We start from the raw sequence: 19,743 nt of genomic DNA on the forward strand, positions 1-19,743 counted from the left end.
CCAGACCATGAGCGTATTCAGCCGCCTGACCGACGTGATCAATGCCAACCTGCACAGCCTGCTCGACAAGAGCGAAGAGCCGGAGAAGATGCTGCGCCTGATGATCGAGGAGATGGAGCAGGTCCAGGTCGAGATGAGAACCCAGGCCGCCCGCGTCATCGCCGAACAGAAACAGCTGGAGCGCCATCAGCAGGCGCTGCGCAACCAGATCCAGGAGTGGGCAGCCAAGGCCGAACTCGCCATCCAGAAGGGCCGCGAAGATCTGGCCCGTGCCGCCCTCACCGAGAAGCTGGCGGAGATGAAGCAGTGCGAGCGGCTGGAAGAGGACAAGGCGCGGGTGGCCGAAGTGCTGGCCCAGCTCACCGCCGACAGCGAGCGACTGGCGGCCAAGCTGACCGAGGCGCGGGAGAAGCAGAAGATGCTGACCCTGCGCGAGCAGACCGCCCACAGCCGCATCCGCGCCCGTGCCCAGGTGGACAACCAGCGCATGCACGAGCTGGTGGCCCGCTTCGACGGCTTCCAGAACCGGGTCGATCAGCTGGAGGCCCAGCTGGAGGCGGCGACCCTGGGGCAGAATCCGTCCCTCGAGGCCCAGTTCCGCGAACTGGAGCTGAACGACGAGATTGAGCGGGAACTGGCCCGGCTCAAGGGTCAGAAGGTGGAGGCATAACCATGACACCCTGGCCCAAGGATCTCGCCCATCGCAAGCTGACCGGGGTCTGCGCCGGTCTTGCCAGAGGGCTGGGGGTGTCCGGAGTGACGGTGCGGGTGGTGGCCCTGCTCGCCCTGATCCTGATGCCGCCGCTGGCCCTGGCGCTCTATCTGGTGGGGGTGCTCGTCATGCCTCCCCGCCGTGAACTTCAACGCTGGCTGGGGTGATCTCCGGATCGCCCCGTCGGCAAGTGCAAGCCCGTGAGGAGCACAACATGCTGGAATTTATCGTCTTGATCCTGGTGCTGATCGGCATGGCGCTGACCGGATTCACCGTGCTGGCCATGCTGCTGGTGAGCGGGGTCTTCGTGCTGTTTGGCGCCCTGGCCGGCATGTTTGCCCTCATCATCAAGCTGGCGCCCTGGTTGCTGGTGGTGCTGGTGGTGTGCTGGCTCCTCAGCAACAGGCGCAAGCAGTCGAACACCTACCGTTAAGCCTCCCTGATTTCGTATCCTTCCTTGGCCACTGCTTGCAGTGGCCCTTTTTATGGGGGCGACACAGGGTCGGTGTGCGGGGTGGCAAGCCAGGAAAGGCGCCAGCCGTGCCACAACGCCGGCTCGTGTACCAGGCGCTCCTTGAACGCCTTGCTCTGCTGCTTGAGGCGGTACTCGAGGCGCAGCGCCTCGCGTTTGCCGGGGACCTCCTGCTGCCATACCAGGGAGAGGGGGCCCTTGCCGCGCAGGGCTCTGGCACCCTTGCCGCTCTGGTGCTGACGCAGTCGCCGCTCGGGATCCGTGCTGATCCCCGCATAGAGTGCCCCGGTGCCGGTGCGCACCAGATAGACAAACCAGCGGGAGGGAGTGGGGGTGGCGAGGGTCACGAGGTGCGCCACCTGGCCCGCTGGCGCCCAAGCCGGTGCAGGGGCAGCAGGCTCACCAGCAGGCCGGCCCAGACGAAGGCAAAGCCCACGGATTTCACCGGATCCGGGATCTCGCCAAACCAGAAGAGGGCGAGCAGGAAGGCGAGGCTCGGCTCTATGTATTGCAGCAGCCCCACCGTGCTCATGGGCGTGCGCGCCACCGCATAGCAGAACAGCCCCACCGGCAGCAGGGTGGCGGGGGCACTGCCCATCAGCAGCAGGCGCTCGGTCCAGTCACCGGCCATAAACTGGCTGGTGCCCTGCAAGGTCAGCCAGCCGATGATGAGAAGGGCGACGGGCAACTGCACCAGGGACTCCAGATAGAGACTGGTACCTGCGTCCAGTCTCACCTTCTTCTTGATGAGGCCGTAGAGGGCGAAGTTGGCCCCCATCACGAGGGAGAACCAGGGCAGCTGGCCGTAGGAGAAGAGCATGTAGGCGAGCCCCGCCAGGGCGAGCGCCACCGCCAGGTGTTTTTGCGGGGTGAGCTTCTCTTTGAGGAAGAGCACCGCAAAGGCGATGTTGAAGAGCGGGGTCATGAAGAAGGCGAGGCTGGTGGCCAGCACCTGGCCCGTGGTCAGGCACCAGGTGAACATGCACCAGCTGATGGACATCACGGGGCCTGCCAGCAGCACGAGGCCGAGCTGCCGGGGATCACCGCGCAGGGCCCCCCAGGGCACCCGCTGGCCGAGGAGCAGAAGCAGGCCTCCCAGCAGCAGCACGGACCAGAGCACCCGGTGGGAGAGCAGTTCCCACATGTTGATCTCGGGCATGAACTGGTAATAGAGGGGCAGCATGCCCCACAGCACGAATGAGAGGGCCGCGCTGCCGGTGCCCATCCAGTTCTTCATCTCTCTCCGTTTATTAAACTAAACAATGGCGGCTGCATGATAAGTATCCGCCGCCCCTTTCACAAGCGGGAGCGGGGAGAAAACTCTGGTACTATCGGGCCCATGAACCGACTCGATCCCCTGTTTGAACAGATCCGGGCCTGCCGCCTGTGCGAGGCCCACCTGCCGCTCGGCCCAAGGCCGGTGATCCGCGGCAACGAGCGCGCCCGTCTGCTCATCATCGGCCAGGCCCCCGGCACCCGGGTACACGCCAGCGGCATCCCCTGGGACGATCCCTCCGGCGATCGGCTGCGCCAGTGGCTCGGGGTGGACAAGGCCACCTTTTACGATGAATCCCGCATCGCCATCATGCCCATGGGGCTCTGTTACCCCGGCAGGGGCAAGTCGGGGGACCTGCCGCCGCGCCCGGAATGTGCCCCCACCTGGCACGACAAAGTACTGATGCTGCTGCCCAACATCGAGCTGACCCTGCTCATCGGCCAGTATGCGCAGGCTTACTACCTGAGGGCGGCGGCGAAAGGATCGCTCACCGAGACGGTGCGACACTGGGCGGACTATGGCCCGGCCTGGTTGCCGCTGCCGCACCCGTCCCCGCGCAACACCCTCTGGCTCAGGAAGAACCCCTGGTTCGAGCAGGCAGTGATCCCCCATCTGCAGCAGAGGGTCGCCCCCCTGCTTGACCCGGCAGGCTAGAGCGCCGGCTCGGCCTGGGGCTTGGGCTTGCTGCGGGCCATGGCGACCAGCGGCAGTATGATGCACAGGCACCCCAGCAGCAGCGGCAGCCCTGGCTGTTCGTCAAACAGCCAGACCCCGATGGCGACCGCCATCAGCAGCCCGGTGTACTCCGCCGAGGCGATCTTGCTCGCCTCCGCCTTGCGATAGGCCATCACGCACAGCCCCGCGTAGACCATGATGAGCGCCGAGGAGCCGAAGGCGGGCCACCACATCTGCCATTGCCACTCGCCCCCTTCCCACCAGGCCAGCGCCAGGATGAAGGGCATGCTCAGCACATTGGTGAAAAACAGGGTCTGGGCGATGGGCTGCTGGAGCGGGATGCGCTTGATCAGCAGGTTGTTGACCGCCAGGGAGAGCGCCACCCCGAGCGCCGCCAGGGCGGCCCAGTTTACTTCGGTCGGGCGCAGCACGATGAGTACTCCGACGAAGCCGAGCAGCGCCGTCAGCACCTTCTGGCGCGAGAGTGCCTCCCCCGCCAGCCAGACCGCGAGCGGCACCATCAGCAGCGGGGCGGCATAGAAGAGGGCGTTGGCGGTGGCGAGTGGCAGCCGGGTGAGGGCGACCACCATCAGGCAGACGCCGACGGCCCAGATGTGGGCCCGCAGCAGGTGCCACTTGAGGGCTACCGGCGGGTTGCGCCGCCAGGACCAGAGCAGCCAGGGGGCGAGCAGCAGGGCCGCGGAGAGCTGGCGGAAAAAGACAAACTGGAAAATGGGCTGGTCCGGCTCCAGCACCTTGACCAGGGCATCGGAGAAGACCGCCACCATGTTGCCGAGCACCAGATAGAGGATGCCTATCCCGACTGCATTCATACCACCTCCAGATTCAGATGAGGGGAGGGTAGCCCGCGGTCTGTTATCCAGTAAAATGATAAAAAATCATCACACATGAGAAATTTGGATAATGAAGCTGCCCCCCCTGCGCGCCGTTCAATATTTCGAGGTGGTTGCCCGCCTGCTGAGTTTTTCCCGCGCCGCCCTGGAGCTCAATGTCAGCCAGAGTGCTGTCAGTCACCAGATCCGTCTGCTGGAGGATTTTCTGGGGGAGCGGCTGCTGCTGCGCCAGGGGCGGCTGCTCTCCCTGACGCCCCAGGGGGAGATCTATTTCGAGGGGATCGCCGCCGGGCTGGTCCAGATTGCCCAGAGTAGCGAGCAGTTGCGCGGTGGAGGCGAGATGCGGGTGCGGCTCGCGGTCTACAGCTCCTTTGCGGTGAAGTGGCTGATCCCTCGCTTGGCCGGGCTGCGCCAGCTCTATCCCGAGCTGGATCTCAGCCTGGAGATGGTGGCGGAAGATCCCGAGCTCTCCGACAGGGTGGCGGACGGTTTCATCACCGTCTCCCCCGAAGGGCCGGGCTACATGCACGATCTGCTCTATCGGGAGCGGCTGATGCCGGTATGCAGTCGCCGGATGTGGCAGCAGGTGGAAGGGGATTGGCCCGCCACCCTGTGGCAGCTGCCGCTGCTCTCCATCCAGGCTATCTACCGCGAGAAGGGGGAAGATTGGCGGCGCTGGGCCGAAATGGGGGGGCTGACCATTCCCCCCGAGGCGAGGGTGCACCATTTCAGCCATATCCTGCTCGCGCTGGAGGCGGCGAACTGGGACCAGGGAATGGCGCTCATCAACGACTACATGTTGCAGCCGGAGGATCCGCGTCTGGTGCGGCTGCCCCTGCACGCCCTCGAGACCGGCGACAACTTCTATTTCGTCTTCAAGCGCTCGCGCGCCCATGAACCCGCCATCAGCCGATTGCGTCAGTGGCTGTGGCAGGAGTCGCAGGCGAGCCTGAGACCCGGGGAAAACGAGCCTCTCAGGCGTGTCTGAACGGGCTGGGTGCCCTATGCAGAATGGACGGCGCAGCCCACGACGCAGGAGTCTGATTCGGGAGGCCTGATGGCACTGGCGAGACCAGGGCCATCAGGAGCGGGTCAGGTGCGCTTGAACTGGCTCAGTACAAAGAGGGTGGTGGCGCAGACTACGACCGAGGGACCGGCCGGGGTGTCCTGATACCAGGAGAGGGCAAGGCCCCCCAGCACGGCGAGACAGCCTGTCAGGGCGGCAAAGCCGGCCATCTGCTCCGGGGTCTGGCTGAAGCGGCGGGCGGTGGCGGCGGGAATGATCAGCAAGGAGGTGATGATGAGCGCCCCGACGAACTTCATGGCCACGGCGATGACCAGGCCTATCAGCAACATCAGCACGCAGCGCAGCACATCTACCCGCACCCCTTCCACCCGGGCCAGCTCTTCCGAGATGGTCATGGAGAGCAGGGGATCCCAGAGCCGCCACAGGGTGAGCAGCACCAGGGCGCCGCCGCCGTAGATCCAGAGCAGGTCCATGGGCTGCACCGAGAGCAGGTCGCCAAACAGGTAAGCCATCAGATCCACCCGCACGTTGTCCATGAAGCTCAGGGTGACCAGACCCAGCGACAGGGCGCTGTGGGCCAGAATGCCGAGCAGGGTGTCGGTGGCCACCTGCTGGTTGCGGCTCATGATGACCAGCAGCATCGCCATGGCGAGGCAGCAGACCACGACCGCCAGGGTGAGGTCCACCTGCAGCAGGATGCCGAGGGCGATGCCGAAGAGGCAGGCATGGGAGAGGGTGTCGCCAAAATAGGCCATCTTGCGCCACACCACGAAGCTGCCAAGCGGCCCGGCCAGCAGGGCGATGCCGAGTCCGGCCGCGAGGGCGTATAACAGAAAGCTGTCCACGTGAAGATCCTAGTTGTTGCGAGAGGGCAGGCGGATGACGGGAGCCTGCGGTTCATGATGATGGTGTTCGCCATCGCAGTGGTGATGGTGGGTATAGACCGCCAGCACCTCCCGCTCCGGTCGCCCGAACAGGCGGGCAAATTCCGGGTGGCGGGCCACGCTCTGTGGCTCGCCGTGGCAGCAGACGTGGCGATTGAGGCAGATCACCTCGTGAGTGCTGGCCATCACCAGGTGCAGATCGTGGGAGACCATCAGCACGGCGCAGTGGAACTCGGCGGCCAGCTGGCTGATGAGGGCATAGAGCTCGATCTGGCCCGTGATATCTACCCCTTGCACCGGTTCGTCCAGCACCAGCAGCTCGGGTTTGACCAGCAGGGCGCGGGCCAGCAGTACCCGCTGCATCTCGCCACCGGAGAGCTTTTGCATCCGGTTATCCAGCAGATCCTGGGCGCCGACCCGATTGAGCGCCTCCTCGATGGAGAGGCGGCTGTTCTTGCCAAGTTGCAGGAAGCGGCGCACCGTCAGGGGGAGGGTGGGGTCCAGATAGAGGCGCTGGGGTACATAGCCGACCCGCAGATCGCGGCGGCGGACGATGTCCCCCGAATCTGGGCTGAGCAAACCCAGCACCAGCTTGCTCAGGGTGCTCTTGCCCGCCCCGTTGGGGCCGACCAGGGTGGTGATTTTGCCTTTGTTCAGGGTAAAGGAGACCTTGTCGAGCACGAGTCGTCCGTCAAATGAGAGACAGACCTCTTTCAGCTCCACCAGTTGGGTCATGACAGCTCCGGGGTTTACAGCCTGTGAGAGTTATAATATAACAACGACGACGTTGGTTTGTTATATTATCACACACACACTCCCTGACGAGACCTCTATGCGAATTCTTGCTCTGATCACTGCCCTGATGGCGGTGAGTCTGCCTGTCCGTGCCCTCGAGGTGCTGACCACCATCAAACCCCTGGGCTTCATCGCGGCGGCGATCACCGATGGCGTGAGCGAGCCCGGGGTGCTGCTGCCCACCGGCGCGTCGCCCCACGATTTTTCCCTGCGCCCTTCCGATATTCGCAGCATCAACGAGGCCGATCTGGTGGTGTGGGTCGGTCCGGAACTGGAAGGCTTCATGGCCAAACCCCTTGCCCGGCATCCTCATGTATTGACCCTGACCCAGGTTCCCGGCATGCCGCTGTACAACTATGCGACCCAGGGGGAGCATGACGATCATCACCATGATGACAAGGATCATGACCATGCCGCCCACGACCACGGCTCGCACGACGAGGGCCATGAAGGGCACCACCACGAAGGGGTGGATCCCCACATCTGGCTGGGTCCAACCCAGGCCAAGGTGATTGCCAAGGCGATTGCAACCGAACTGGGCAAGCTGGATCCTGCCAACCAGGCGCGCTATGCCGCCAATCTCGCGGCCTTCGAGGGCAAGGTTGACGCCCTGGACAAGGTGATCGCCGTGCAGATGGAGGCGGTGGATCAGAAGGGCTACTTCGTGTTCCACGAAGCCTATGGATACTGGGAGCGTCACTACGGCATGAGCTCCAAGGGACACTTCACCGTGAGCCCGGAGCGTCGCCCGGGAGCCAAGACGCTGATTGACATCCGCAAGGCGCTGGAAGAGAAAAAGGCGAGCTGCATCTACGCCGAGCCGCAGTTCTCCCCGGCGGTGATCGAGTCGGTTGCCCGCAATACCGGGGCCAAGGTGCTGCTGCTGGACGAAGTCGGCGAGCAGGTGCCGCTCGGTCCGGACGGTTATCCGCAATTCATGCAGCAGTTGGCGGATGCCTTCGCCCAGTGCCGCTAGGCCTTGCCCGACATTGACGATAGAGGCGGCGCGGCCAACTATACTGACCTCCAGCATCTGATATGGAGTGTCAGTCATGAAATGGTTGCTCGTCTCTGCCTGCACGCTGACCCTGCTGGGATCCGGCATACAGGCATCCGGTCTTTCCGAACACATCGCCAGCCCGGAACTCAGGGCAAAAATGCAGGCGGTCTATGGCGCCAGAGCGATCCAGCGGTCCGAGGCCTTCTCTCGTCTGCTGACGCCAAGGGCCGGAACGACGGACCAGCAGAAGCTGGAGCTGGTGAACAACTACTTCAACAACCTGACCTACAGCGAGGATCCCAGACTGTGGGGGGATGATGATTATTGGGCCAATCCGCTGGAGTTCATCGGGGCGAGAGGCGGGGATTGCGAGGACTACAGCATCGCCAAGTACTACACCCTGATGGAGCTGGGGGTCGACGAGAAGAAACTGCGGCTGGCCTATGTGAAGGCACTCCGTTACAACCAGTTCCACATGGTGACGTTGTACTTCTCGACCATCAAGTCAGATCCCCTGGTGCTGGACAACATCAATGGCCGCATCCTGCCGGGGAGCAAGCGCAATGATCTGCAGCCGGTTTACAGTTTCGATGCCAAAAGCATCTGGATCATGAAATCTCGTCGCGAGGGAACCCTGGCGGGGAGCGCCGATCGCCTGGCCCAGTGGACCTCGATGCAGAGCCGCTTCTCCAGCGAGCATTTGCGCTCCCCCCGTCGCCAGCTATAACTTGCCCGCCGCCTTCAACTCCTCGAAATATTTTGCCGCGCCCGGATGCTGTTCGACACTCAGCACCGGGCCAATCTTGTTGCGCGCCTTGTGAAACAGGTTCGCATAGCCATAGGTCTGTTCGTTGAAACTGGTTTGCTGGCTCAGCATGGCCCGGGTAAGCCGATAGACCTCGTCATCCGGTGTGGCGGCATGGGTCACCAGGGTGGCGGCGATGGCGAAGGTCGGGGTTGCCTTGAGGTTGCCCGGGTAGATGCGTGCCGGCACCTGGCTGCGCTGATAATACCTGACCCCCTTGAGCAGCTGGTCCCTGACGGGCCCCTCGATCGCCAGGAAGCGCACGTCGCAGCGCTTGGCGGTGTCGAGCACGATACGGTTGGGATGACCCATGACGAGGCCATAGGCATCGATCTGTTTACTGCACAGTGCTTCGGAGAGATTGGCGACGCTCTTCAAATCAAGATCCTGCTCCTTTGCACCCAAAACATTGAACAGGGCCAATGCCGTTTGCCGAGTCCCTGAACTCTTCAGGCCCATGTCGATGGGGGCCAGCTTGAGCTGCTCCAGGGTGGTGATATCCCCATCGGCTCGCACCACTATGGTGAAAGGTTCGGCGTGGGTGGCAAAGAGAGCCCTCAGCTCGCGTTGTGGTTGGGCAACGAAAGGCCCCGTGCCCTGGCTGGCCTGATAGAGCCAGTCTGACTGGACGAGGGCATAGGGGACCTCTCCCGCTTTCAGCTGGCGGAGATTTTCGATGGACCCGGAGCTGGCCTGTAGTTTGCAGGGCATCGTGGGGTCACTTTTTTTGGCCAGTCTGCAGAACTCCTTGATGACCTGGTAATAGATGCCTTGCTCCCCCCCGGTGCCTATGGTCATGGTGGTCGCGTGCAGGGTCGGTTGCCACAGCAGGGCGAGCAGCAGCAGCGGGATCCTCATGATGCATTCTCCTGAGTGGCATAACCATCGATGCCCCAACTGCGCAGCATGTCCACATCGCTCACGTCGCCGGCTTCCGCCAGCAAGGTGTAGCCGGAAGCATGGAGGCATTGGGAGAGCAGGTTCCAATAAAGGGGGGACTGGGTGAGCTGGCAACTGATGAAGACGGGTCTGATGGGGTCGAGTCTGGCCAGATTGTCGTTGTTCATCGGGATGTTGCTGAACGCCAGCTCAATCCCCTGAGACTGGAGTGCAGTCAGTCGCTCCTCGGCCAGGGGGGGGAAGATAGCCAGATCCCAGCGCCAGTCCAGCGTCTTGCCACGAGCGCTGGCCAGCACGGGGGCAAACTGCGCCCAGTCTGGATGGCCGAGCAGGCTGAGAGGCAGTTGGAGCCCTTCCGCCTTCTGGGTCAGCCAGTCGTTGAGCAGCGCCCGAATTTCATCCGGCGAGCTGTCCGTGGTGGGGGGGTGCTTGGGTAACAGGCGGCTGTAGAGCCTGATACTCCCCTGAGTGGAGAAGAAATGCTGCTGATAGGTGTTGCCATCGGTGTCGACCAGACCAACGAGCTTCTGGTGGGTCAGGAGGGCGTCGTGCTTGCCAAGCTGGGTGATCTTCAGCCGTTGTTGCAGCAGGTCCCGTTTGCGTTCGGAGACCAGCTGGTTGATGGAGACGACGACTTCCTGCAATTCGCGAAGCCACGGGGTTGGCAGGTTGCCGCTGAACTGGCGTTTGCGGATCCGGGTCAGCTGCAGACTGATCTGTTCGAGGGGGCGTAGCAGGCGGCGGCACACCCAGGTGATCACCAGACTGAACACCAGCAGGCCGGCGAGCAGCGCAAGTCCGGTACGACTGATGGCGTTCCACAGATGCTGGTAGGCGTAACCCTTGTGTCCCTCGAGCGTGAGGGTACCGAGAATGCGCCAGCCGTCGGTCAACTCCTGCTCAATCTTGACCGGTGGCATGTCGATAACTGAGGGGAGCCAGCCTGGAATATTTTGCTGTGCGGTGTGGAACACCTTCTGGAACAGCACCTGGCCATCCGGATCCAGCAGGACGACGGAGTTGACGAAACCTCCGTCGAACATGGCGTTCACTATGGTCTCGGCAAGGACCTTGTCATCGTTGAGCAAGGTACCCTGCAGCACCAGCCCCAGCGCGGTGATGGCGGTTTCAAGGTTGGCTGACATCTGGTCGAGAATAGACTGTCGTACTGTGGTGATCTCCAGCACGAGCAGCAGCGCGGCGCCGATGGTGAAGAGGATCAGAATGATTACATTTAACAATTTTGCCAATGACATACCCACTCCATGGAGATGTTTTTGCAACATTTTCTGGGCCGGAGAGCACCACAACCGGACTTGGTTCTTAAAAATAGAAAAAAATGGCTGAAAATGACGATCATTTCTGCCCATGCTGGAAGGTTATGCATAAAATGTGAGTTTCGTGCATGGAGCTATGAACTTTTTGTAAGTATTTAGGTCTAAAAGCCAGATATTCGGTTTTCATAATAAAAACTCATAAAAACAGACCCACAACCACCACCCTTAGATCTAATAACAGGATAGCGGATGAAACGTCTCCGTCCCTTGGTAGCTCAGGCTGCCAATTGGGAACCCCCGGTTCCCCGCAAGCATTTCTATGCCATGCTATTGCTCACGGCCATGACGCTGTCAGCGGTAGCCGTATTGCCAGCTCCCGGTGACATCCTGGAGCGGCCACTTCGTCTGGAGTTGCCGATCGCCACCACGGGCACCGCAACCAACGAAGACAACACCGACTTCAACGACATTCCGGATCACGAGCTGGTCGAGTCAGCTGCTCCCGAAGACGACATCCCGGCGGATGCCACGCCTCAATGGCAGGATTACCGGGTACGCAACGGCGAGAACCTGACCACCATCTTCAACAACCTGGGGCTGTCCACCACCACCCTCTACAAGGTGTTGGATGCGGATGCCAAGAACAACCTGGCGCGTCTTAAACCCGGTCAGACCATCGAGTTGCTGATCGATCAGGACAACATTCTGCAGCAGTTGAAGATCCGCCTGAACATCAAGCAGACCCTGGTGCTGGAGCGTACCGACGACACCTATAGCGCCAACATGCTCAATGAAGAGGTGGAGTGGCAACAGAAGAGCTATGACGGTGTCATCAACGGCAGCTTCTACGTCAGCGCCCGCAATGCCGGGATCCCGGCCAACCACATCCAGAAGATTGCCAACCTGTTCCAGTGGCGCCTCAACTTCGCCAAGGATTTGAAAAAAGGTGACAAGTTCAAGGTGCTGGTCCGTCAGGAGACGGTCGAGGGCAAGAGTACGGGCAATACCCAGTTGCTGGGGGTCGAGGTGTTCAGCCAGGGCAAGGCCGTGTCAGCCTGGTTGTCGGAAGATGGCAACTATTATGACGGTCAGGCAAACAGCCTGGAGCGCGGCTTCCGCCGTTATCCGACTCACAGCCGTTACCGGGTCAGCTCCAGTTTCAACCCGAATCGCCGTCATCCCATTACCGGGCAGGTCCGGCCCCATGAGGGGACCGACTTTGCCCTGCCAGTAGGCACGCCCATCATGGCGACCGGTGACGGTGTGGTCCTCAAGGCAACCAGCCACCCGCTGGCAGGCACCTATGTCGTGATCAAGCACGGTCGTACCCTGATGACCCGTTACCTGCACCTGAGCAAGCTGCTGGTGAAACCCGGGCAGAAGGTGAAAATGGGCGACAAGATAGCCCTCTCCGGCAACACGGGCCGTTCCACCGGTGCTCACCTGCACTACGAAGTACGCATCAACAACCGGCCGGTGGATCCCATGAAGATCAAGCTGCCGATGGCGGAGCCGCTCTCCGGCAAGGACAAGCGTCAGTTCCTCGCCAAGGTGAAGAGCTACCGCAAAGAGATGGAGGCGGGCTGAACGGCGCCCTCCTGACGAAAAAGGCCCCGCCAACTGGCGGGGCCTTTTCATTGCAGAACGGCTTCAATAACCCTTGTCAAAGTCGATCCGGCCGTCCAGCTGCTGACCATCAATGAAGCGGATGTAGTTGCGGATGAAGATCTGGGCTACATCTTCCGGGAAGCTGTAGGCGCTGTTGTGGGGCGTCACGATGAGATTGGGCTGGTGCCAGAGCGGGCTGTCAGCGGGCAGGGGTTCCTGCTCGAACACATCTAGCACCGCCATGGCGGGCTTGCCGGCTTGCAGTGCCGCCAGCAGATCTCCTTCATGGACGGCATTGCCCCTGCCGACGTTGAAGAAGATGGCGCCCGGTTTGCAGTGGCTGAAGCGTTCGGCGGTGAAGAGATGGCGTGTCTCGCGGGTGGCGGGCAGCACGCTGACGATGACATCGGCTTGGGCCAGCATCTTGTTGAGTGCCGGCAACTGGTACACCTGATCGAACCCGGCACGCTCACGGCCACTGTGACTGATGCCGAGCACCCTCATGCCAAAATGCTTGCCGGTGTGGGCGATATGCTGCCCGATGCTGCCGGTGCCGAGCAGCAGCAGCGTCTTTCCCTTCAAGCCCTGGTAGGGATGGCTCTGCCAGACGCCCTGTTGCTGCTGCTCGCGATAGAGTGGCAACTGGCGGGTCAGGCTGAGCAGATGGCCGAACACATACTCGCTCATCAAGGGGCCGAAGATGCCGCGGACATTGGTGAGCAGGTAGTCGCGGCGGCAACTGGCGTCCAGCAGCACATCGACCCCGGCATAAGTCGACTGGAGCCAGCTGAGCTTGCCGGCCTTGGCCAGCAGCGGCTTGGCCCGGGCAGGCTCGGCCATCAGGATATGAGCGTCACCGATAAGCTGTTCGGCCTCGGCCTGATTGTCGGCCCGAAGAATGTGCAGATGGGGAAGATGGGCCGCCTTGAGCAGGCGTTCATAGTGGCTGTTGTCCTGACTCAACAGCAGCAGGGTACGTTGGCTCATACTCTTGTTCCTTATCGTGTTTATGGCAAGGCGAGAGGGATGCTGTCTCCATCTTACCCCAGTTGATCGAGCAAGATAGTCGAGCAGGGCGCATTTTCATTTTTAGACGGGGCCCTCGTGGGCTACAATCTGCCCCACATTTTGCAAAGGATCCGACTCCAGTGTTTGGTGACAAGTTTTATAAGCGACTGGCCGAGCTGCAGCCCTGGCAGCAAACCGTCTATACCCTGGCGCTGGCAGAGCGCATGTACCCCAACTATGTGCTCTTTACCCAGGCCTCCGGTTTCGGGGATGCGAGGGCATTCCGTCACGCGCTGGATCAGATGTGGAACTACCTGACGGTCAAGGGATCCCGCGTCAATCTTGGTGCCATTCTGGAAGCGTTTGAAGTCTACATTCCCGATCCCCGCAAGTTTGAATCCTACGGCGCCTATCCGGCACTGGACGCCTGCGTGGCGCTGGGTTGTGCCTACAACTCGGTGATCTGCCGGGTGGGGGAAGAGGCCAACGACGCCAGCCATGCGTCTGTCGGCACGGTCGCCGGCTTCATCGAGATGCTGGAAGAGCGGGATCTCAGCGATGATGAGCTCTATGAGCACGAGTACATGGAGGCGGAGCTGGAGTTCCAGGTCGAACTGCTCAAACGGGTGGCCCATGAACGGGACAGCGACCGCATCCTTGCCATCCGCGCCTTCGCGGCCCAGGACGGCGTCTCCAACATCGGCATCAGCCTGGAGGCGTAACGCCATCGCGTACTGCCCATAGAAAAAGCTCCCGGTCGGGAGTTTTTTTTATCTCTGAGCGTTCATTTTTTGGTGTGTGAGAAAGCATTTATGCATTTTTTTCAAATGGTTAACTTTTTTTCTCCTGATTCTTAGGGGCCATTCGTTGCTGTTGTAAGCTCGCTTCTATTGGTTGCACTTGACAGAGAATCACCGACGAGAACATCTCCATTACTGAGGTCATCTATGAATGCAACAGAGCTTTGGCAGCTTTCCCCCGAGCAATTCAACGAGTGGCGGCGTGAGAACGATTATCCCCGTATCTGGGCGCTGCTGGTGGCGTCGCTGCCCCATTTCGACGACTGGATGGCGGAGCAGAAGATAGAAAAAAGCGTGATCTTCCAGATCGGCATCGCCCGCTTCATCAGCTCCCGCTGCGTGCTGAGCCTTTGTGTCTACATGAGCGACGACAAGGTCCGTCTGTATGAGAGCGCCTCGAGTGCACTGGAATCCCTGCGCAAGAGCGGCCTCATCCGCTCGGAGACCCGTTTCGAGCCTTACAGCATGTGGCTGGCGGGAAAACATGGCAATGACGAGGTGAAACGGGTGCAAAGCCTGCTCTCGGTCTCGGAGAACAACAAGGGGGAAGCCCAGGTGCTGGGCAAGCATCGTCTGCTCAACATCGGCGGTGTTGCCCTCAAAAGCCCCATCATCTCCGGCCGGTTGCTCGATTTTACCTGTCTCGACGAGCTCTCTCTCGATGGGGCCGTCAACAACTCCAAGGTTTATCTGTGGCACTGCTCGGCCAAGGGGGTCAGGGTCAATGGCGGGGTGATCGGGCTCGATCTGTTCGACTCCCTGCTGTGGGACCACAGGGCCTGGGCCAAGAAGCGGGAGCTGGCGCTGGAGGACGGGGTCTTTCAGGACTTCACCATAGAGTGCGAGGAGATCCGCTTCCACTCCTCCCGGGCGGTGCTGAAAAACTTCAGCGTCAGCGCCAAGAACTTCGATGCCACCATGGAGCACACCAACCTGGACAAGGTGGAGGTGGTCTACAACGACAATGGGCGGATCGACCACAACGAGGCGAGCAAACTCTATCGCAATGCCAAGCGTCTCTTCTCCAGCGTGGGTGACACCGTCGACGCCGGCGAGTGTTACTACAAGGAGAAGCTGCACGAGATGAAGTCCCTGGCGAGCCCGCGGGAGCTGTTCCGGGAGCGCTGGTTGCGCAGCGGTCCGATGACGAAGTGCTGGCTCTCCCTGTTGTGCTATCTCAAGTGCGCGGGCAAGTTCATCAGCTTCATCACCTGGGGGTTTGGGGAGCGTCCCATCAGGAGCCTGCTGATGTCGATGGGGGTGATCCTGCTGGCGACCCTGACCTATTTCCTGGCGCCGGAGTCTGCAACCCACGGCCATCTGGGGCGCTCCCTCTATTTCAGCATCGTCACCTTCGTGACCCTGGGTTATGGGGACATCTCCCAGACCTCCTCGCCGCTGCAACTGCTGTCGGCCATCGAAGCCTTCTGCGGCATGTTCCTGACCGGTCTCTTCCTCGCGGGTTTTGCCTCTAAAACCAAGCAGTATTGACGGGAGCGCCGACGGCGGGTGCCATCAGTGCCCGCCTCCGTGCCCTCCTGCTGTCTTCCCATCCCTCCCGGCTGGCCCGGCGACCTTGCTTGACGCAGCGGCGGTGGAGCGACTTTATTTAAAGTCATCGCATGCCATGGCAAGCGATGGCGCCACCAGCGCCCGGACATGAGGCAATCAGAGGAGAAAGCCCGGTATCGATCCGCCAACCACCGACGTAGAGAAGGAATAACGCTATGATATTGAATCACTTATGGGGATTGTATGCCCATCCCCACACCGAATGGCATACCATAGACGAGCGGCACGACAGCTTCAGAAACAGTCTGACCCACATCCTGCTCGTGGCCCTTATCCCTCCCATCTGCGCCTATTATTCCGCCGTTCACATCGGCTGGAGCATCGGGGTCGGCGATCCCATCACCCTGACCGCCAACAGCGCATTCAAGCTGTCGGTCGCCATGTACGTGACCCTTATCATCGGCGTGCTGGCACTCTCCTATCTGGTGCACTGGATGGGGCATACCTTCGGCTCGGATCCCAGCTACACGACCTCGCTGGAGCTGGCGGCCTACACCTCCACGCCACTCTTCATGGTGGGCTTCTCCGCTTTCTTCCCACATCTCTGGTTCGTGATGCTCATCGGTTTGGTCGGGCTGACCTATTCCGTCTACCTGCTCTATATCGGCGTGCCCATCTTGATGCACATCACCAAGGAGCAGGGATTCATCTACGCCAGCTCAGTGGTGACGGTCGGCCTGGTGCTGCTGGTCTGCGTGCTGGCTGCCACGGCCATCCTGTGGGGATCCGGCTTCGGTCCCGTCTTCACCCAGTAGCCGTGCGTGCCGACGGCAACGACGACAAGGGCGCCTTGATGGCGCCCTTGTCGTTGATCTCTCGCCTGGTCGGCGTGTCTTTGCCAGACCCGGGAGGGAAGTCGTCTGCGTTGATCAGCGGGGATTGCCGCTGCCGATACCGAACGGGATGCGGTAATCGCTGCTCTGATCGCCGAGGCTGACGGTCAGGTTGCCCTGGGCGCGGCTCGGGATCTGTACCTGTTGGGTACCCATCAGGTTGGCGTGGACGGAGGCCACCAGATCACCGGATTCATCGCGCACCTCCAGCATGGGGTTGGCCTTGCCGGCCATGGCGGCGCTGGCATGCCAGTTCACGAACAGCACACCCGGGGTGGCGTTGAAGTCGGCGGGGACGGAAGCCTGGGCAACACCGGCACTCATCAGGCCTGCAACGGCCAGCATCTTGATCACGTTTTTCATGTTCATTCACTCTCTTGGTTTTTATGTCATTGGCAAGGCCTGACAGGCCTGCATCAATGCATCCTTGCAAGAGGTCATTCAAATGGTGTGTTGTTTTGTCACGGATGTTTGTCACCCATGTGTATGGGGGACTGCCATGAACGACCAGTTGTTTTGCGGCTTGGCGCTCCTGCCTAAGCGATGTGTGAATATTAAGCGCCTCACCCGGTCATTGTTAGCGAGATAAACTGGCCTACACGTTCAAAAAATGTGAATGATGTTTTGTGGGGAGGAAGCAGGCAGGTTGGAGGGGAGTCACCCTTCCGGAGAGAGGTGCATGTCCCAGACCTGACACGGGATTGTCACATCCGGTGCGTACTGTGCGGCTTCATTTTCACACTGGTTCAAGGATGACTATGTTTCGCGTCTCTTCCCTTGCCGCCTGCGTGGCGGCCACCCTGCTGAGCGGCTGCCATTCGGGCAACGACTCCTCCTCGCCTGCCGTCGGCGACTATCAATACAGCACCAAGGCGGTCTATGCCGCCCGTCAGGCAATGAACAGCTATGAGGTTGCCCCTGAAGGCTTTAGTCCCGTCTTCACCGAACTGGTGGCACGCCATGGCTCCCGCTCGCTGTCCAGCCCCAAATACGATGTGCTGACCAAGCTGGTGTGGGAGGAGGCTGCGAGACAGGGGGCCTTGACCGAGCTGGGCCAACGGCTCGGCGCCAAGGTGGACGCCGTCACGGCCGCCAACCAGACCCTCGGCTATGGCCTGCTGAGTGCGCTCGGTAAGGAGGAGCACGCCAACCTGGCGACCCGGCTCGCCGAACGGCTGCCCACCCTGCTGACCACTGAATCGACTCCCCTCTGCCTCAAGGTCGAGACATCGGGCAAGGATCGCGCCAACGAAAGCGCCTACTTCTTCATGCAGAGCCTGGCCAAACGGGTCTCTCTGGTGACGGACAGCCCCGACTGTTACGTCAGCCAGGAGAACCCTTCCGAGATCGACAAGGGGCTGCGCAACAAGTTCGAGCTCTACTTCCACAAGACCGAGCCGCAGGGGGAGTACACCCGGTATCTGCCCACCTTCCAGGCCTATCAGGCCTTTGTCGGGGACGAAGAGAACGGGGTGGCTCCTGCTCCCGAACTGACCGAGGCCCTCGATGCGCTCAAGGCCCTGCCCAGGACCCGGGTGATGGCCCGCGAGATGCTCGAGCGTCTCTACAGCAAGGCCTTCGTCGACGAGCTGGCCGCCGGGGTGGATTATGTGGCGGTGAATCCGGAGGATGGTGGCAAGACCCATGTGCGCGACGAGGTGGACGCCGCCCTCATGCTCTACAACCTCTTCATCATCGGCCCGGGGATGATCCGGGAGGCGCAGGCACAAGGCGGATCCTGGGATCTCGAGCAGTTCATCACGCCAGAGGAGTCTGCCTGGTTCTCCTACCTCTCCGATGCCGAGGACTTCTACGAGAAGGGGCCGAGTCTTGCCAGCCAGAGCGCCACCTACGCCGTGGCCCAGCCCCTGCTTGACGGCCTCTTCAACGAGGTACAGACCCAGGTGGTGGAAGAGGCGGGTGAGCATGTCGCCAAGCTGCGCTTCGCCCATGCGGAGACCCTGATCCCGCTGGCGGCCCTGATGGAGCTGGAAGGGAGCCGCCAGAGCGCCCAGCTTGGCGTGCTGATGAGCCAGGAAAACAACGAATGGCGTGGCGGCTGGGTCTCTCCCTATGCGGCCAACATCCAGTGGGATGTCTACCGCAACGAGGCCGGCCGGGTGCTGGTGAAGATGCTTTACAACGAGAAGGAGCTCGCCTTCAAGGCAGGTTGCGCCCCCATTGCGGTGGGTAGCTTCTTCTATGACTTCGGCGAGCTCAAACGCTGTTACGACTACTCGTCCTGACGCGCTCGTGCCATCCCCGGGGCCGGTCATCGCCGGCCCCGATTTTTTTGGTTCAGGCGGAGCCCGCTTGTCGACGACCCGCCTGCCAGGTGGTGCCCATGGAGGCGGCGATGATGGCGGCTATCCCGAGCCACTGGGACGGGGGCAACTGCTCACCCAGCCATACCAGTCCCATCAAGGCTCCCATGGCCGGTTCACCGCTGGTGAGAATGCCGTAGCTCTTGAGGGGAAGGCGGCGCAGGGCAAACATCTCGAGAGAGTAGGGGATGGCGCTCGAGAGCAGCCCCACCCCGATGATGGTGAGGATCACGGGGACGGTGAATGACGCCTCGATCGCACCCTCCAGCCCGAAGGGCAATACCAGCAGGGTGCCCACCCACATGCCCAGCGCCGGAGCCTGTGCGCCCAGCAAGGCTCCTGCCCGCTTTCCGGTGAGCATATAGAGCCCCCAGAAGAGGCCAGCCCCGAGAGCCAGTGCGGCCCCCAGGGGATCGATGGCCTGCTGTGTTGCCCGCAGGGGCAAGAGCAGCAGCAGCCCGGCGATGGCCAGTATCAGCCAGATGAAGTCTGCCCGGTGGCGTGAGGAGAGCAGGGCCACCGTCAGGGGGCCGATGAACTCGATGGCCAGGGCTACGCCGAGGGGAATGCGTGCGATGGCCAGATAGAAGAGCAGGTTCATGGCCCCAAGCGACAGGCCGTAGGGGATGGCGCCCAGCAGGGTGCGTCGGTCGAGGGGGGCACGCCAGATGCGAAACACCAGGGAGAGGAGGAGGGCGGCGCACCCCAGCCGGAACAGGGTCGTGCCTGCGGCTCCGAGCAGGGGAAACAGGGATTTGGCCAGGGAGGCGCCGAGGGTGATCGACAGCATGGCGAGCAGGACGGCCAGAAGAGAGGAGAGGGCATTGGGATTGGGTTGCATGGTATTCATACCGGGCAGGACGATGAGCAGTAAAATATATCTGGAGACTTGGGTAAAACCGGTCTAATACTGGCCTTGTG

General features: G+C 61.6%; 22 protein-coding genes. 12 read left to right on the top strand and 10 right to left on the bottom strand.

Features of this window, described 5'->3' with window-relative positions; genetic code table 11:
* The first annotated feature begins 7 nt into the window (after positions 1–7).
* The 3 genes from pspA to pspG are packed head-to-tail and all read left to right on the top strand — an operon-like array spanning position 8 to position 1,145.
* Entirely contained in the window at positions 8–670 is a 663-nt protein-coding gene (pspA, locus tag AB5Y68_RS19750; protein WP_010672795.1) for a phage shock protein PspA, read from the top strand.
* Positions 671–672: 2 nt separating this feature from the next.
* The gene (locus AB5Y68_RS19755) at positions 673–879 is read left to right on the top strand and encodes a PspC domain-containing protein (RefSeq protein WP_039039738.1); all 207 of its coding nucleotides are present in this window, start codon (positions 673–675) and stop codon (positions 877–879) included.
* Positions 880–926: 47 nt separating this feature from the next.
* On the top strand, positions 927–1,145 hold the full coding sequence (gene pspG / locus AB5Y68_RS19760) for an envelope stress response protein PspG (protein ID WP_010672797.1): 219 nt from the start codon (positions 927–929) through the stop codon (positions 1,143–1,145).
* 50 nt (positions 1,146–1,195) lie between these two features.
* Here pspG and AB5Y68_RS19765 read toward each other — a convergent pair whose 3' ends face one another.
* Both AB5Y68_RS19765 and rarD read right to left on the bottom strand, forming a co-directional pair.
* Complete coding sequence (locus AB5Y68_RS19765; protein ID WP_052258822.1) at positions 1,196–1,531, bottom strand: GIY-YIG nuclease family protein; 336 nt, start codon at positions 1,529–1,531, stop codon at positions 1,196–1,198.
* On the bottom strand, positions 1,528–2,421 hold the full coding sequence (rarD, locus tag AB5Y68_RS19770) for an EamA family transporter RarD (RefSeq protein WP_039039736.1): 894 nt from the start codon (positions 2,419–2,421) through the stop codon (positions 1,528–1,530). Before rarD ends, AB5Y68_RS19765 begins: the two co-directional genes overlap by 4 nt.
* Positions 2,422–2,523: 102 nt before the next feature.
* On the opposite strand from rarD, the gene AB5Y68_RS19775 reads away from it, so the two are divergent.
* Entirely contained in the window at positions 2,524–3,114 is a 591-nt protein-coding gene (locus tag AB5Y68_RS19775; protein WP_039039735.1) for a uracil-DNA glycosylase family protein, read from the top strand.
* Here the strand turns inward: AB5Y68_RS19775 and AB5Y68_RS19780 are convergent.
* Positions 3,111–3,968, bottom strand: coding sequence for a DMT family transporter (locus tag AB5Y68_RS19780; protein ID WP_010672801.1), 858 nt, complete (start codon positions 3,966–3,968; stop codon positions 3,111–3,113). The genes AB5Y68_RS19775 and AB5Y68_RS19780 overlap by 4 nt on opposite strands.
* Before the next feature lie 91 nt (positions 3,969–4,059).
* Here AB5Y68_RS19780 and AB5Y68_RS19785 point away from each other — a divergent pair, with 91 nt between their 5' ends.
* Positions 4,060–4,977 carry a LysR substrate-binding domain-containing protein gene (locus AB5Y68_RS19785; RefSeq protein WP_039039734.1) on the top strand — a complete coding sequence of 306 codons (918 nt, stop codon included), beginning with the start codon at positions 4,060–4,062 and terminating at the stop codon, positions 4,975–4,977.
* A gap of 104 nt (positions 4,978–5,081) precedes the next feature.
* Here AB5Y68_RS19785 and znuB read toward each other — a convergent pair whose 3' ends face one another.
* Both znuB and znuC read right to left on the bottom strand, forming a co-directional pair.
* Positions 5,082–5,861 carry a zinc ABC transporter permease subunit ZnuB gene (gene znuB / locus AB5Y68_RS19790; protein WP_010672803.1) on the bottom strand — a complete coding sequence of 260 codons (780 nt, stop codon included), beginning with the start codon at positions 5,859–5,861 and terminating at the stop codon, positions 5,082–5,084.
* A gap of 9 nt (positions 5,862–5,870) precedes the next feature.
* Entirely contained in the window at positions 5,871–6,635 is a 765-nt protein-coding gene (gene znuC, locus AB5Y68_RS19795) for a zinc ABC transporter ATP-binding protein ZnuC (protein ID WP_039039733.1), read from the bottom strand.
* Between the two features lie 97 nt (positions 6,636–6,732).
* Between znuC and znuA the strand changes: the two genes are divergently transcribed.
* Positions 6,733–7,671, top strand: a complete 939-nt coding sequence (gene znuA, locus AB5Y68_RS19800) for a zinc ABC transporter substrate-binding protein ZnuA (RefSeq protein WP_039039732.1) — start codon at positions 6,733–6,735, stop codon at positions 7,669–7,671.
* 76 nt (positions 7,672–7,747) lie between these two features.
* A complete protein-coding gene (locus AB5Y68_RS19805) occupies positions 7,748–8,422 on the top strand; it encodes a transglutaminase-like cysteine peptidase (RefSeq protein WP_039039731.1) in 675 nt (224 codons plus the stop codon).
* Here the strand turns inward: AB5Y68_RS19805 and AB5Y68_RS19810 are convergent.
* Both AB5Y68_RS19810 and AB5Y68_RS19815 read right to left on the bottom strand, forming a co-directional pair.
* Entirely contained in the window at positions 8,417–9,358 is a 942-nt protein-coding gene (locus AB5Y68_RS19810) for a TAXI family TRAP transporter solute-binding subunit (RefSeq protein WP_039039730.1), read from the bottom strand. The two genes, AB5Y68_RS19805 and AB5Y68_RS19810, sit on opposite strands and share 6 nt — an antisense overlap.
* Complete coding sequence (locus tag AB5Y68_RS19815) at positions 9,355–10,656, bottom strand: LapD/MoxY N-terminal periplasmic domain-containing protein (protein WP_039039729.1); 1,302 nt, start codon at positions 10,654–10,656, stop codon at positions 9,355–9,357. The genes AB5Y68_RS19810 and AB5Y68_RS19815 overlap by 4 nt, the downstream gene beginning before the upstream one ends.
* A gap of 270 nt (positions 10,657–10,926) precedes the next feature.
* Between AB5Y68_RS19815 and mepM the strand changes: the two genes are divergently transcribed.
* The gene (gene mepM, locus AB5Y68_RS19820; RefSeq protein ID WP_010672809.1) at positions 10,927–12,264 is read left to right on the top strand and encodes a murein DD-endopeptidase MepM; all 1,338 of its coding nucleotides are present in this window, start codon (positions 10,927–10,929) and stop codon (positions 12,262–12,264) included.
* Between the two features lie 63 nt (positions 12,265–12,327).
* Here mepM and AB5Y68_RS19825 read toward each other — a convergent pair whose 3' ends face one another.
* Positions 12,328–13,272 (bottom strand): D-2-hydroxyacid dehydrogenase, encoded by a 945-nt coding sequence (locus AB5Y68_RS19825; RefSeq protein ID WP_039039728.1) that lies wholly within the window; start codon positions 13,270–13,272, stop codon positions 12,328–12,330.
* Between the two features lie 161 nt (positions 13,273–13,433).
* On the opposite strand from AB5Y68_RS19825, the gene AB5Y68_RS19830 reads away from it, so the two are divergent.
* The 3 genes from AB5Y68_RS19830 (at position 13,434) to AB5Y68_RS19840 (ending at position 16,420) form a co-directional block, all read left to right on the top strand.
* On the top strand, positions 13,434–14,015 hold the full coding sequence (locus tag AB5Y68_RS19830; protein ID WP_010672811.1) for a YjaG family protein: 582 nt from the start codon (positions 13,434–13,436) through the stop codon (positions 14,013–14,015).
* A gap of 225 nt (positions 14,016–14,240) precedes the next feature.
* Complete coding sequence (locus AB5Y68_RS19835; RefSeq protein ID WP_010675794.1) at positions 14,241–15,584, top strand: potassium channel family protein; 1,344 nt, start codon at positions 14,241–14,243, stop codon at positions 15,582–15,584.
* 236 nt (positions 15,585–15,820) lie between these two features.
* Entirely contained in the window at positions 15,821–16,420 is a 600-nt protein-coding gene (locus tag AB5Y68_RS19840; protein WP_029314835.1) for a Yip1 family protein, read from the top strand.
* A gap of 114 nt (positions 16,421–16,534) precedes the next feature.
* On the opposite strand, the gene AB5Y68_RS19845 is transcribed toward AB5Y68_RS19840, so the two are convergent.
* Positions 16,535–16,867: a hypothetical protein gene (locus AB5Y68_RS19845; protein ID WP_039039727.1), complete on the bottom strand. Its 333-nt coding sequence runs from the start codon at positions 16,865–16,867 to the stop codon at positions 16,535–16,537.
* Between the two features lie 383 nt (positions 16,868–17,250).
* Between AB5Y68_RS19845 and AB5Y68_RS19850 the strand changes: the two genes are divergently transcribed.
* Positions 17,251–18,744, top strand: a complete 1,494-nt coding sequence (locus AB5Y68_RS19850) for a histidine-type phosphatase (RefSeq protein ID WP_039039726.1) — start codon at positions 17,251–17,253, stop codon at positions 18,742–18,744.
* Positions 18,745–18,796: 52 nt separating this feature from the next.
* On the opposite strand, the gene AB5Y68_RS19855 is transcribed toward AB5Y68_RS19850, so the two are convergent.
* Positions 18,797–19,672 (bottom strand): DMT family transporter, encoded by an 876-nt coding sequence (locus tag AB5Y68_RS19855; RefSeq protein ID WP_039039725.1) that lies wholly within the window; start codon positions 19,670–19,672, stop codon positions 18,797–18,799.
* Between the last annotated feature and the right edge of the window lie 71 nt (positions 19,673–19,743).

The organism is Aeromonas sp. R6-1, from assembly GCF_040908165.1.
In the GTDB taxonomy this organism is placed as follows: Bacteria; Pseudomonadota; Gammaproteobacteria; order Enterobacterales; family Aeromonadaceae; genus Aeromonas; species Aeromonas caviae.